Annotated in this window: 10 protein-coding genes; 3 read left to right on the top strand and 7 right to left on the bottom strand. The window is 70.1% G+C overall.

Translation table 11 applies throughout. The features are described 5' to 3' along the window. From WFJ36_RS02355 to WFJ36_RS02365, 3 genes are read right to left on the bottom strand one after another with little or no spacing between them, the layout of a single operon-like run. Positions 1–402, bottom strand: a complete 402-nt coding sequence (locus WFJ36_RS02355; protein ID WP_292789264.1) for a RidA family protein — start codon at positions 400–402, stop codon at positions 1–3. A 43-nt stretch (positions 403–445) separates the two neighbouring features. Beyond that, positions 446–1,279, bottom strand: coding sequence for a mechanosensitive ion channel family protein (locus WFJ36_RS02360; RefSeq protein WP_336642564.1), 834 nt, complete (start codon positions 1,277–1,279; stop codon positions 446–448). A gap of 39 nt (positions 1,280–1,318) precedes the next feature. Continuing rightward, on the bottom strand, positions 1,319–1,705 hold the full coding sequence (locus WFJ36_RS02365; RefSeq protein WP_025103101.1) for an SHOCT domain-containing protein: 387 nt from the start codon (positions 1,703–1,705) through the stop codon (positions 1,319–1,321). A gap of 180 nt (positions 1,706–1,885) precedes the next feature. Here WFJ36_RS02365 and WFJ36_RS02370 point away from each other — a divergent pair, with 180 nt between their 5' ends. From WFJ36_RS02370 to WFJ36_RS02380, 3 genes are all read left to right on the top strand, one after another. Beyond that, positions 1,886–3,535 carry a SulP family inorganic anion transporter gene (locus tag WFJ36_RS02370; RefSeq protein ID WP_336642565.1) on the top strand — a complete coding sequence of 550 codons (1,650 nt, stop codon included), beginning with the start codon at positions 1,886–1,888 and terminating at the stop codon, positions 3,533–3,535. Between the two features lie 125 nt (positions 3,536–3,660). Then, complete coding sequence (locus tag WFJ36_RS02375; RefSeq protein WP_336642566.1) at positions 3,661–4,641, top strand: FUSC family protein; 981 nt, start codon at positions 3,661–3,663, stop codon at positions 4,639–4,641. A 132-nt stretch (positions 4,642–4,773) separates the two neighbouring features. Next, complete coding sequence (locus tag WFJ36_RS02380) at positions 4,774–7,305, top strand: LuxR C-terminal-related transcriptional regulator (protein WP_336642567.1); 2,532 nt, start codon at positions 4,774–4,776, stop codon at positions 7,303–7,305. 22 nt (positions 7,306–7,327) lie between these two features. On the opposite strand, the gene WFJ36_RS02385 is transcribed toward WFJ36_RS02380, so the two are convergent. The 4 genes from WFJ36_RS02385 to WFJ36_RS02400 form a co-directional block, all read right to left on the bottom strand. Next, entirely contained in the window at positions 7,328–9,676 is a 2,349-nt protein-coding gene (locus tag WFJ36_RS02385; RefSeq protein WP_336642568.1) for an arylsulfatase, read from the bottom strand. Positions 9,677–9,795: 119 nt separating this feature from the next. Beyond that, positions 9,796–10,512 carry a GAP family protein gene (locus WFJ36_RS02390; protein WP_292789279.1) on the bottom strand — a complete coding sequence of 239 codons (717 nt, stop codon included), beginning with the start codon at positions 10,510–10,512 and terminating at the stop codon, positions 9,796–9,798. Between the two features lie 44 nt (positions 10,513–10,556). Next, entirely contained in the window at positions 10,557–11,228 is a 672-nt protein-coding gene (locus WFJ36_RS02395) for a GAP family protein (protein WP_071328338.1), read from the bottom strand. Beyond that, entirely contained in the window at positions 11,229–12,908 is a 1,680-nt protein-coding gene (locus tag WFJ36_RS02400) for a SulP family inorganic anion transporter (protein WP_071328339.1), read from the bottom strand. Between the last annotated feature and the right edge of the window lie 22 nt (positions 12,909–12,930).

Consider the following 12,930-nt stretch of genomic DNA (forward strand, 5'->3'; position numbering starts at 1 on the left):
TCAGTCGCGGATCATCGCGGCGATCGCGCTCACCTCGATGAGCGCTCCGGGCACGCCGAGGCCCGCCACCCGCGCGGCGGTCACGAGGGGCGGAGCGCCGTCCCTGGCGAGGGTGGCGGCTACGGCGCCGTAGGCCGCGCGCAGATCGGCATCCTGGTGGATGAGGATGGTCCAGCTCACGACGTCGTCGAGCGTCGCCCCTGCGGACTCGAGCGCGACCCGCGCGTTGTCGAGAGCGCGAAGGGACTGCGTGCCCACGTCGGGGGAGACGACGGCGCCGGAGGCGTCGACGCCGTTCTGCCCTCCGATGTAGACGGTGGTCGCCCCCGGCGGGATGACGGCGGCGTGACTGAAGGCGGGGCTGCGGACGAGGCCGTCCGGCTGCAGGAAGGTGATGTCCATGCGCAGATCATGCCCGAGGGCACCGACATCGCGCACCCGGGTCTCACACGGGATCGGGCGGCACGAGCGGTGGCGGGGCCGGGACGCTGGTGACGGTGCCGGTGGTGCCGAGGCCGCCGAGGGCGTCGAAGACCGCGACCACGACGGCGGCGCTCACGAGGGCGCCATGCAGCGGGTGGTGCCAGAACTGCAGCCGCGCGATCAGCCGGTCCCCGCTCACGCTGATCACGAGCGCCCGCACGCCTTCGTGCCGGTGCACGCCCTCCGCCGTCCTGGCCGCATCGACGAGCGGATCGAGCACGCCGTCGATCCCGGTCGTCCCGTCCCGCCGCACCCTGACCTCCACCTCGCTGCGCCGGGCTCCGCGGCTGGAGTCGTTGACCACGGGATCGGAGAGCAGGCGTGCGTTGGGGATGTGGAGGGTGCGGCCGTCGACCGTGTGCAGGATCACCGCGCGGGCGTTGAGCTCGGTCACGGTCCCGGCGATCACGGAGTCCAGCGCCTCCACCACGATCTCGTCGCCGATGCGGACCGTCTGCCGTGCCTGCAGCAGCACGCCGGCCGCGAAGTTGTCCGCCACGCCGCGAAGGACGAGGATCGCGACGATGCCGAGGATGACGACGATCGCGAGCAGGGGCTGCACGTTGGCGCCGAGCATCGCGAGCGCGATGCCGAAGCCCAGCAGGAGGATGGCGTAGCCGACGAACTGCGCGATCGCGGTCCCGACGGCGGGGGAGATTCCGGGTGCACGCCGGAGCAGGGCTGTGGTGCCCCGGCGTGCGAACCGCGAGACGATCCAGGTCGCGAGGGCGACGAGCAGGGCGAGCAGGAGCTGCCACCAGTCGATGTCGGTGGGCAGCAGATCCTGCAGGTCCATGCTGCGGGCTCCTCGCGGTGGTGGGGGCGGGCCCGGGGCCTACTGCAGCGCCTTCGCCTTGATGAGGGAGTACTCGTCCGGCGTGATGGTTCCGGCGTCCAGCAGTGCCTTGGCCTTCGCGATCTCCTCGCTCGGACTGCTGCCGGCCACCTGCTGGATGTACGCGTTCGCGGCCTCCTGCGCACGGCGGGCTTCCGCACTGCTGCGTTCGGCCATGCCGTTGCCCCGGGCGATGAGGTACACGAGCGCCGTGAGGAACGGCACGAAGATCAGGAAGAAGATCCACACGGCCTTCCACCAGCCGCTCAGCTTGTGGTCGCGGAACAGGTCCCCGATGATCGCGAACAGGGCGAAGAGATACGCGGTGAAGGCGAAGATCCACAGGAACCACCAGATGATGTCCCAGAACGATGCCCAAAATCCCATGACTGCTCCTTTCTCGGTGCCGCCGTCTCCGGGGCACGCTGGGAACATACCGGCGGGCGCGGCGCCGGTGCACCGGTTCCGTCAGGAGTTCACCCGGGTGACTCGCCACGGTGAGACGGCTCCGGCCGGTCGCGCCCGGAGCGTCGGCAGTACGCTTCCCTCGACGGCGGAGGGAGTCCCATGAGCACAGTGCACCGGCCACCGTGGCTGCTGAGCACTCTGGACGGCTACCAGCGCCGCTGGATCGTGCGCGACGTGCTGGCCGGGCTCTCCGCGGGTGCGGTCGTGGTTCCGCAGGCCATGGCCTACGCGACGATCGCGAATCTCCCGGTGCAGGTCGGCCTCTACACATGTATCGTCCCCATGCTCGTGTACGCCCTCCTCGGTGGCAGTCGGTCGATGAGCGTCTCGACGACATCGACCATCGCGACACTCACCGCGACGACGCTGGTCTCGGCAGGCGTCGCCGCGGGCGCGGACGACGCGATCGGCGCGCTCATGATGCTGACCCTCCTGGTGGGAGCGGTGCTGCTGTTGGCACGGGCGTGTCGGCTGGGATCCCTCGTCGAGAACATCAGCGGAGCGACTGTGCTCGGGCTGAAGATCGGGGTGGGGGCGACAGTCGCCGTCGGGCAGCTCCCGAAGCTCCTGGGGGAGTCCTTCGACTTCTCCGGCCACGGCTTCATCCGCTCCCTGGTCGCCGTCGGGGAAGCGCTCGACAGCGTCAACACCCCGACGCTCCTGCTCTCGGCGGGATCCATCGCCACACTCCTGCTCCTCAAACGCTTCGCTCCGCGGATCCCCGGCACTCTCGTCGTCGTCGCCGCAGGCATGCTGCTCGTGGGTGTCGGACGGATCGACGATCTCGGTGTCGACCTCATCGCCCCGGTGGCCGGTGGTCTTCCCGTTCCGGGGATCCCGGACCTGTCCGAGGCCGCGGCACTCGTCCCCGGAGCGCTGGCGATCGCCGTCATGGCCTTCCTGGAGTCCGCCGCGGTCGCACGCAGCCTGCGCCAGGCGACGGAGCCGCAGATCGACAGCGACCAGGAGCTCTTCGCGACCGGTGCGGCGAACACGGTCGGTGCCTTCTTCGCGGCCATGCCCGCGGCGGGAGGGTTCTCGCAGAGCGCCGTCAACCAAGGCGCCGGTGCGCGCTCCCAGCTGGCCACGCTGACCACTGTCGGGCTCGCCGTCCTCGTCGCGTTGTTCCTCGCTCCCGTGCTGAGCCTGCTGCCCGAGGCGACGCTCGCGGCGATGGTCTTCACGGCGGTGGCCGGACTCGTCAACATCCCCGAGCTCGTGCGCTGGGCGCGCATCAGCTGGATGGACTTCTGGGTCGCGACCTCCGTGGCGGCCATCGGTCTCACCGCGGGGCTCCTCCCCGCGGTGGCTGTCGGCGTCGTCGTGACGCTGGTGCTCGTGCTGCGAGAGCTCAACATCCCTCGCGTCCGCGTGGTGGGGAGGCGGGGGAGCGCGCTCGGGCTGGAGCCCGAGCGGGGGCTCTACACGGCGAACGCGCTCGCCAATCGGCGGCTCATCGTGCAGACCGTCGCCGCGCAGGCCGAGCCGGTGCGGACGCTCGTGCTCGGACTGCCGCAGCAGGTGGTGATGTCGATCACCGTGCTCGACGCTCTCGAAGCCCTCGATCGGGAGCTGGCGCAGCTCGGCGTGGAGCTCCATCTCGCGGCTCTGCCTGCGGACGCGACCGCTGTCGCGGCTCGGACGTCGTGGTACTCCGCCCTGGCGGCGGACGGACGCGTGCACCCCTCGGTCGGTGTCGGGCTCCGGGCCGCGGCGGACCGCGAGGAGCGGCGGCGTTCACCCGGGTGAAGTGGCCGATGAGCGGTGACGTGCGGCCACCGCCTGCCTAGGCTGACGGCACGGAAGAACCACGGGGCGATCGAGACAGGGGAGACGATGCCCGACCGCAGCCGGAACCGGAGAGCGAGGCGGGCATGGCGGCACGCGCCGGGGTGACGTGGCGATGGTCGCGGTTCGGTCTCGGCGTGCTCTACGCGGTGCCCGCGATGGCGGTCGCGCCGTTCGATCCCGCTGTCGCCCTGGCCCTCAGCATCGGCGTCCTTCCCGCGGCCGCCATGGGACTGCCGGCGCGTCGGCGGGCCCGGTCGGCGATCCCGGTGCTCGGGACGCTGGTCGCGCTGGGGCTCCTTCTCGGTGCCACGCTCGCGCTCGTGCCGGTCCTCGCCGTGCTCGCCGTGGCTGTGCTGGCGGTCCTCGCCAGCATGCTCGCCGCGCGGGAGCGCGCCGGTCAGCTGGCCCTGACCCTGGTCCTGCCCATGGTCGGGATCGGTCTGAGCTTCCCACTGTCGACGACGACCGTCCTCCTGGCCGGCGCGATCGTCGCCGGCTCGGTGTACGCGTGGCTCATCGCCCTGCTCTGGCCGGAACACGAGGCGAGCGTGCGGGCTGCGGCATCGATGCCGAAGGGGCGCGCCTTGCTGATGTACGGGTTCCTGCTGGGTGCCGCCGCCGCGACGGCGGCGGCCATCGGCTTCGCGACCGGGGTCGAGCACGTCGGCTGGGCGACCGGCGCCGTGCTGCTGGTGATGCGTCCGGTGCGAGGCCAGCTCGTCCTCCGCAGCGTCGGTCGGGCGGCGTCGGTGCTCGTCGGGGCGCTGGTCGCGGCGGGGTTCGCCCTGTTGTCTCCGAGCGGGGTGGCGATCGGGCTCGCAATCGGTGTCGTGGTGGGGTGTCTCGGCGCAGTCCAGGAGAGCCGGTGGTACGTCGCGCCGGCCTTCACGACCTTTCTCGTGCTCACCCTGCTGCTGTCGACGTCGGACGAATCGCCGACGTCGCGGTTCCTCGAACGGACCCTCGAGACGCTGCTGGGAGTGGCTCTCGCCCTGTTCTTCGGCGTCCTCGTGCCGACGCTTCTCGCGATGCGACGGCCGTCGCGGGCGGACGTCTCCGAGTGAGCACCTCTTGCGGGACCGCTCCCACTGTGCAATAGACTGCCCGCCAGGGGGAGCAAGGTCGAAATCGGGGGGTTTCGAGTGCTGCACAGTGCAAGAACGGCGGGAACGAGCGAGAGCTCTGAACCCGCTCCGATGAAGGGCGAGGTCCGTCGAGAGCGCCTGCTCTCGCGGTTGACTGCCGCGATGGACGGGCCGTGGACGCTCACGCTCGTGAGCGCGCCGGCAGGATCCGGCAAGACCCGGCTGCTGTCGCAGTGGGCGCAGCGTCTGCGTGCCGATCCCCGTATCCACCTCGTGTGGGTGTCCCTGGAGCGCGGCGAGGCGGACCTGCCGCTCCTGCGCGGCGCCCTCGAGAGAATCGACGATCCCGGACTCCAGGACGCGCTCGCGGCTGTGCCCGCCGTGCGTTCCGCGACGACGGCGCGTGCGCTCGCCAGAGCTCTCCGCGAGGCGAGGAACCGGATCGTCCTCGTCATCGACGACGTCCACCGAGTCGAAGACGAGCACACCGCCCAACTGCTCTCGACGTTCGTGCAGAGCGCTCCCGGCACCGTGCACGTGGTGCTCTCCGGGCGCGGGACGCGGGCGATCCCCCTGGCACGACGCCGCATCGCCGGCGTGGCCCTCGAACTCGATGCCCGTGCGCTCGCCTTCACCCCGGCCGAGGTCCGCGCCTTCTTCGGCGCGCGAGGTCTCCGGCTCTCTCAGGGCGAGGTCAGCACCGTGCTCGCCCGTACCGAGGGCTGGGCGACCGGGCTGCAGCTCATGATGCTCGACGCCGCCGGGGCGCAGACCGTCCTCGGGCCCACGCTGCGCGGGGACGCCCCCGAGGTGGCGGACTACTTCGTCGAAGAGGTGCTCGCCGACCTCGATGGCGAGCTGCGCTCCTTCCTCGAGACGACCGCGGTCGTGGACCGCTTCACCCCCGAGCTCGCCGCCGTGCTCTCCGGGGCCGACTCCATCACCGCCACGATCGACCGACTGCTCCGCCTCAATGTGGTCGCGGGTCCGGACGCCGAGGATCCGTCCCGCTACCACTATCCGCCGCTGCTGCGGGAGTTCCTTCTCAGCCGGCTGCGGGAAGGCGGTGCCGACCGCGAGGAGCGGCTCCACCGGCGTGCCGCGGAGTGGTTCGCGCAGCATGGGCAGCACCTCCTCGCGTTGCAGCACGCCGTCCGCGGCGGGGAGACGGCCTGCACGGCCGGCGTCCTGCGGCGCTGCGGGATGCAGCTCGTGCTGGACGGCCGGGCGGATACGGTGCGGCGAGTGATGGCGGAGCTGCCGACCGCCCTGCGCGCCGTGCCCACCGTCCGGATGCTCGTCGCCGCAGCGGAGCTGTCCTGCGGAGATCCGTCGGCCGCCGTGATCGTGCCGCCCGTGGGCGCGGGAGAGTCCGACGCCGACCGTCGCTGGCGCCGCGGGATCGACGTGCACGCGGCGCTGCGGCGGGGCGGTATCGCCGAGGCTCTCGACGGCGCTGGAGCCGATCTCCACGACCTCAGCGGAGAGGAGCAGCTCGACACCTACGCCATTCTGGAGGCCGCGACGGCGAAGCTCTATGTGGGACGACTCGACCAGGCGGAGGCGACAGCGCGCCGTGCCGGTGACCTCGCTCGAGCGATCGGCGCCCGCGCGGCGGAACTGCAGGCGGAGGCGGTCCTCGCCACCGGCGTGCTGTTCCGCGGCCGGCTCCGTGACGCGATCGAGGCGGGAGCCGCCTTGGAACGCCGCTGGCACGAGCTCGGTGAGCCGGACAGCCCGTTCTTCGAGGTGACCAGGGTGTGGCGTTTCTGGGGCCCCTACGAGGGCATGCAGATCCTGGAGGGGCCTGAGACCCTGGAGTACTCGGCGCGGGTGATCGCCGAGGGCGGGGAGACCGCGATCGCGCGGGGCCTGCAAGGGCTGCGCGCGCTGCTCGGTGCAGAGCAGGGCGCCGATCCCCACGACGCGGCCGTGCGGCTCCTCGCCACCCTTACTCCCCGTGACGATCTGCCGCTTCCGCCGCACTGGTACGCCATGATGGGGCCCTTCGCGGTGCACGCCTTCGATCGGCTGGGGGAGCCGACGCTCCGAGACCGGTTCATCGCCGACATCGAGGATGCGCTGGGGGACACGGGAGACGTGCTCGTGCTCCGGGCTATCGCCGCTGTGCACGACCGGCGCGATGGCATCGCCCGCGGCGCGCTGGCGCCGGTGCTGGAAGGTGCCGTCCCGTGCCTGCTCCCGGCCTCGCTGATCGACGCCTGGCTGGTGGAGGCGGAGCTCGACGTGCACGACGGGGAGCCGGACCGGGCGCAGTTCGCGCTCGCCACCGCCCTCGCCCTTGCGGAGCCGGAGGAGCATGTGCGCCGGGTCGCCGAGGCGGGCCCCGTCGTCGCCCGCCTGCTCGCGGCCCGCGCGACGGCCGGAGCCCGCACGCACTTCGCGGATCGGGTGCGGGAGCGGCTCGCCGCCGCCGGTGTGCTCGTGGAGGAGGAGCTGACGCAGCGTGAGCGCATCGTGCTGAGCGCCTTGAGTCGCAATGCCACGCTCCGCCAGATCGCCCAGCAGGAGTACATCTCCCCGAACACGGTGAAGACGCATGTGCGCAACATCTACCGCAAGCTCGGGGTCTCGGATCGCGATGGCGTGACAGCGGCCGCCCAGGCCCTCGGATTGCTCTGAGGGCCTGGACGGCCGCCGGTCGTCAGTCGCGGGCCATGGCCGCCGCCAGGTGCGCCTCCAGGTCGAGGTAGGCGTCGTCGGCGACGTCGAACACGACCTTCTTGATCTCCCCGTCGCGGAACTCGAATCGCTGTCCCTGATACTCGGGCGAGACGGCGTCCGCACTGTCGTAGCCGATGCACAGTCCTTCACCGGAGAGCGAGAAGTGTCCGAGCACAGTGCGGATCTGCTCCTCGGCGACCTTCTGATCGTCGATGTACAACGCCAGCGGACCGAGGCCCTCCCGGTGCTCTCCCATGCTCTGCTTGGTGAACTCGACGCCCAGCACGTGGCGGCCGGTCAGGGCGATCGGCGCGGAGATCAGGTACAGCGGGGGCACGCCGAGGAAGTTGTAGCAGTACGTGAGGCGACCGTCCTTGATGTAGAGGGAGTGACCACCGAAGCGTGAACCCTGCGCGAAGATCACCCCCTGGCTGGCGGGTGTCAGGTCGACGTCCGCAGCGACCTTGTAGGACACACCGTGCACATTGGCTGAGGAGCGCTCCGGGATCTCGGTCGTGCCCGGGTAATAGGTGTACTGCCCGGATGGCGGGGCGGGCTGGTGGAACTCCATGTGGTTGATGAACAGGTCGAAGTCCTCGGGATTCGTCAGGATCGCCAGATCGTTCAGGGGGAGGACATCGTTCCGTTTCGCCTCCTCCATCCATAGACGGGTGAGTTCGGCCACCTTCTCGGGGTGCTCCGCGGCGAGGTCGTGGGCCTCTGCGCGATCGACGTCGGTGTGGAAGAGTTGCCACCGGTCGTTCTCGTAGTCACCCTTGCCGCTGACGGGACCGTGCTCGGTGACCGCCTTCCATCCCCGGTGCCAGATGCCGCGGTTGCCGAACATCTCGTAGTACTGCGTCTCCTTCTGCGTCGGACCGTCCGAGGCCGCATCGAAGCTGTACCGCATCGACACGCCGTCGAGCGGACGTTGCGGCACCCCGTTGTAGGTCTCGGGCAGGCTCAGTCCGCACACATCGAGGATCGTGGCGACGATGTCCGTGGAGTGGTGATATTGCGAGCGCACCTCGCCGCGCGCCGAGATCCCGGCAGGCCAATGGATCACCAGCGGATCGCACACGCCGCCCTGATAGACGTACCGCTTGAACATGCGGTACGGGGTCGAGAACGCGGCTGCCCATCCGGTCGGGTAGTGGTTGTAGGTGTCGGGGCTACCCAGCTTGTCGACGAGACGGAGGTTCTCCTCGAGCGAGTCGGGGTAGCCACCGAAGATTTTGCCCTCGTTGACCGAGCCGTTCGGACTGCCTTCGCCGGAAGCGCCGTTGTCGGCGCAGTAGAAGATGATCGTGTTGTCGAGTTGCCCCGACTCCTCCAGATAGTCGATGATCCGCCCCACCTGGGCGTCCGTGTACTCCGAGAAGCCGGCGTACACCTCTGCCATCCGGCAGAACATGGCCTTCTCCTCTTCGTTCAGCTCGGCCCACGGGCGCACGTGGTCGGCCGCCGAGTACGTGCCCTCCGCCATCGGGTTCAGAGGCGTGAGCTCGGTGTCCGCCGGCACGATGCCCTTCTCGATCATCCGCGCGAGCACCCACTCTCGATACGCCTCGTAGCCGTCGTCGAACGCGCCCTTGTACTTGTCGATGTACTCCTGTGGCGCGTGGTGCGGAGCATGGTTGGCGCCGGGGCAGAACCACAGGTACCAGGGCTTGTCCGGCTCCGTCTGCTTGCTGTCGCGGATCATCTTCAGTGCCTGATCGGCGAGATCCTTGGAGAGGTGGTACCCCTCTTCCGGTGAGTAGGGCTGATCGATGTAGTGGTTGTCCTCGGCGAGGGAGGGATACCAGTTGTTGGTCTCTCCGCCGATGAATCCGTAGAACCGGTCGTATCCCTGCGCCAGCGGCCAGTTCTTCTTGCTCGACCCGGCCGTCCAATCGTCGATGGGCACGTTGTGGTTCTTCCCGACCCAGAACGTCGACCATCCGGCGTCTCGGAGGAGGTGCGCCATCGGCACGTTGTGGGCCGGGATATGTGAGTTGTACCCCGGGAAACCGGTGGAGGACTCCGAGATCGTCGCGAACCCGTTGGAGTGGTGGTTGCGTCCGGTGAGGAACGTGGAGCGGGTCGGCGAGCAGAGAGCAGTCGTGTGCCACTGCGCGTACGTCAGGCCGTTCCGCGCAAGACGGTCCATGGTGGGCATGTTGATCCGCCCGCCGTATGGCGACCAGGCCGCCTGCCCGGTGTCGTCGTAGAGGACCACCAGGACGTTGGGGGCCCCCTGGGGTGCCTTCGCCGGGAGGAAGGCCTCCCAGTCGGCCTCCGAGTCGCGGACGTCGAGTTCGATCTTGCCCTGGAAGTCACGGGCCATGTCCATCTCCTTCATCTCTGCCGAACCGCCTTTCCCGCACAGTACTGCCGGGTCAGGTCCGGGTCACGGGCTCAGGGCCGCGTTCATCCGGGTGATCTCCGCCGGAGAGGGCACGCCGATCAGACGAGGGCGGTGAGGGCCTTGTCCAGCTGCAAGACGCCGATCACGAGCAGCATCGCGGCGTTGAGGACATGTGTGTTGCCGGCGACCCAGCTGCGCAGGCGCTCCAGCGCCGGTCGTGCACCGACCCCGCGCGCGACGACGAACAGCACGGGGGCGGCGATGGGCAGAGTGCCCAGTACGGCGAACAGGACCGTCACGCCGACGGTCGCGGCAGGGGTGATATCGGCGAGGGAGATGTCGAGCGCGGCGATGACCGCACAGGAGGCATCCACCGGATTGAGGACGAACAGGGCGAGACCGAGCAGGAACGTGCGCCCCGGGCGGAAGGTCTCCACCGAGTGCAGCCATCCCGGGAGCTGAGGCGATGCGGCCACGACCTCCCGGGGGGAGGAGGCACCGGCCATCGCCGCGATCCGGGCCCTCCCCTTTCGATACACCCAGACCGCGGCGCCGGTGAGGAAGAGCCCCAGCACCAGGCGGACGAGCGGAACCCAGAGCGGAGGCTCATACTGCTCGTGGACGGCGGTGCTTCGGAACACCCAGAGGAAGACAGCCAGCAGCCCGCCCAGTCCCAGGAGCCAGCCGACCAAATACGCGATGCCGTTCGTACGGGGGTGCCGGGACACCAGAACCGCCACGAGGGCCATGATGGCCAGGGGGCTGAGCACCACACCGAGGAGCACGGGAAGCAGCGCGACGACGAGCTCTCCCATGATGCTCTTCCCCCTCGCCGGTCACCTGCGATCGCGCGGCGCGCTCAGAAGCTGCCGATGCCCTTGCCGATCAAGGACACGCCGATCACGAGCAGCAGCACGGCCATGATGACCGCATTCTCGGCGGCGAGCCATCCCCGCAGCGCATCGAGCGGGGCGCGCAGCCGTGCGGCGGCGACGAGATAGCCGATGACGGGCACGAGCACGGTCGAGGCCCCGATCAGCGTGAAGACGGCGATCACGAGGATCGTGGAACCCCCGTCGAGCGACGCGCTGCCGATGTCGATCCCGGCTCCGGCCGCCAGGAGGAGGTTCTTCGGATTCACGGCGGAGAGGAGGAGTCCGAGGCCGAGCGCCGTGCCGAAGGACATCGTGTCGATCGCTTTCATCCACGACGGCAGGGCCGCCGGCTGCCCCGCTTTCGGGCGCTTGCGCCACTGACCGACCGCCAGCACCAGCAGCAGGATTCCGAGGATGAGCTGGATGACCCCGCGGATCGGACGAGAGGCATCGGGATCCTCTTCGGGGAGGACCGCCGACAACAGGGTGAAGACGCTGACCGCCAGGACGATGCCCGCAATCCAGCCGAGCAAGAAGCCGACGCTCGTGACCCGTGCCTTCGGGGACAGGAGCATGAGGATGGCGGCGATGATCGGCACAGGGCTGATCGCGACGCCCACGGCGAGGGGGAGGATCTCCCCGATGACGGCACCCATTCAGCTGCCCTTCCTGTTCGGAGCCGGCGAAGCGGCATCGGTCGGAGCGAGGTCGGTGATCGCGGCGCGGTTGGTCGCGTACACGGGCTCCCGGTCGAGCAGGCCCAGCGCGCGGAGGCGGCGGAGCGTGTTCGGGCGGACGCGACTGAAGGCCAGCGGGATCGACTGGGCGTCGAGCCACTCCCGCAGCGCCTGGAACGCCTCGGCCCCGGTGACGTCGACGTCGGTGACGGCTTCCATGTCGATGACGACGTGGTGGACGGCGGACGGGCCGGCGGCGCGGACGGCCTCCTTGACGGCTGCGGAGAACACGGCGCCGTTCGCGAAGAACAGTGGAGCCGCGAGCCGGACGACGATGACCCCCGGTGCCGTGGTCGTGCCCGCAGGAGCGTCCTCCAGGAGGGACTCGCCGGGGTCGCCCGAGGCCTCCAGCACATCGATGGCGGGGTGGGAGGCGCGTTGGGCGAGGTTGATGAGGGCCAGCACGAAGGCCACGACGATTCCTGCGATCGAGCCTACGAACAGGGTCACGAGGAAGCAGACCGCGCCGATGACGAACTCGAACCGGTCCAGGCGCCACAACCGGACGAAGTCGCGGATGCCGAGGAGCGGGATGATCGCGACGCCGACGATGGCCCCGATCGCCGGCGAGGGGATGTCGGCGAGCAGCGCGGTGCCGAAGAGCAGCAGCAGGAGCGTCCCGACGGCGAGCACGAGGGCGGGGAGCTGCGTGCGCGAGCCCGCCTGATCCATCGCCGCGGTGCGTGAGGTCGAGGACCCGACGGCGAAGCTGCCCTGCGCGCCGGCGGCGACGTTCGCGACGCCGAACGCCAGCAGATCCCGGTTGGCATGGAACGGGTAGCGGTGCTTCTCGGCGTAGGAGCGCGAGACGAGCAGGCCCTCCGCCGTGGTGACGAGAGTCAGGGCGATTGCGGAAGGGACGAGCGCGAGCCACAGCGACCAGTCGATGATCGGCCAGGTGAGCGCGGGAGGGCCGGCGGGGACCTCGCCGAGCACGTCCACGCCCCGTCCGTCGAGGCCGGTGAGGACGACCACGACGGTCGTCGCGACGAGGACGATCAGTGCCCAGGGCACCGACCGGAGGTAGCGCTGCCCGACGAGCAGAACCACGACGGAGCAGGCGGCGAGGAGCACGGACCAGCCGTTGAGCGAGGGGAGTCCGGTGACCAGTGCGACGACCTTGTCGACGAACTCCGCGCCGGAGTCGATCTTCACCCCGAGCATCTTCGCGATCTGGCTCACCATGATGTCCAGCGCCAGTCCGCCCACGAAGCCGACGAGGATCGGCGTGGACAGGAAGTTCGCCAGGAAGCCGAGCTTGAAGACGGCGAGCAGCAGGAACATCCCTCCGCAGAGGATGGCCTGGGCGAGGGCGAGGGTGGCGTAGTCGGCGCTTCCCGCGACGGCCAGGCCGCCGATCGAGGAGGCCACCAGGGCGGCTGCCGCGGCGTCAGGAGAGGCGACCAGCTGACGCGACGACACCACGAGCGCGTAGACGACGGTCGGGACGATCAGTGCGTACAGCCCGGCGGTCGCGGGGAGCCCGGCGATCTGGGCGTAGCCGATGTTGAGCGGGATGGCGATCGCCAGGAGGGTGACTCCCGCGGTCAGCTCGGTGACGAGGTTGCGTCGGGTCAGGCCCGCGAGCGGACGCGGCATGCGCTCTCCCTTCGTCGCCGGT

It is taken from the genome of Microbacterium sp. MMO-113 (assembly GCF_037148555.1).
In the GTDB taxonomy this organism is placed as follows: domain Bacteria; phylum Actinomycetota; class Actinomycetes; order Actinomycetales; family Microbacteriaceae; genus Microbacterium.

Excerpts from the sequence above, each read along its gene's own strand:
- WFJ36_RS02355 (WP_292789264.1), bottom strand. The coding sequence starts at position 402 with ATGGACATCACCTTCCTGCAGCCGGACGGCCTCGTCCGCAGCCCCGCC.
- WFJ36_RS02360 (WP_336642564.1), bottom strand. The coding sequence starts at position 1,279 with ATGGACCTGCAGGATCTGCTGCCCACCGACATCGACTGGTGGCAGCTC.
- WFJ36_RS02365 (WP_025103101.1), bottom strand. The coding sequence starts at position 1,705 with ATGGGATTTTGGGCATCGTTCTGGGACATCATCTGGTGGTTCCTGTGG.
- WFJ36_RS02370 (WP_336642565.1), top strand. The coding sequence starts at position 1,886 with ATGAGCACAGTGCACCGGCCACCGTGGCTGCTGAGCACTCTGGACGGC.
- WFJ36_RS02375 (WP_336642566.1), top strand. The coding sequence starts at position 3,661 with ATGGCGGCACGCGCCGGGGTGACGTGGCGATGGTCGCGGTTCGGTCTC.
- WFJ36_RS02380 (WP_336642567.1), top strand. The coding sequence starts at position 4,774 with ATGAAGGGCGAGGTCCGTCGAGAGCGCCTGCTCTCGCGGTTGACTGCC.
- WFJ36_RS02385 (WP_336642568.1), bottom strand. The coding sequence starts at position 9,676 with ATGGCCCGTGACTTCCAGGGCAAGATCGAACTCGACGTCCGCGACTCG.
- WFJ36_RS02390 (WP_292789279.1), bottom strand. The coding sequence starts at position 10,512 with ATGGGAGAGCTCGTCGTCGCGCTGCTTCCCGTGCTCCTCGGTGTGGTG.
- WFJ36_RS02395 (WP_071328338.1), bottom strand. The coding sequence starts at position 11,228 with ATGGGTGCCGTCATCGGGGAGATCCTCCCCCTCGCCGTGGGCGTCGCG.
- WFJ36_RS02400 (WP_071328339.1), bottom strand. The coding sequence starts at position 12,908 with ATGCCGCGTCCGCTCGCGGGCCTGACCCGACGCAACCTCGTCACCGAG.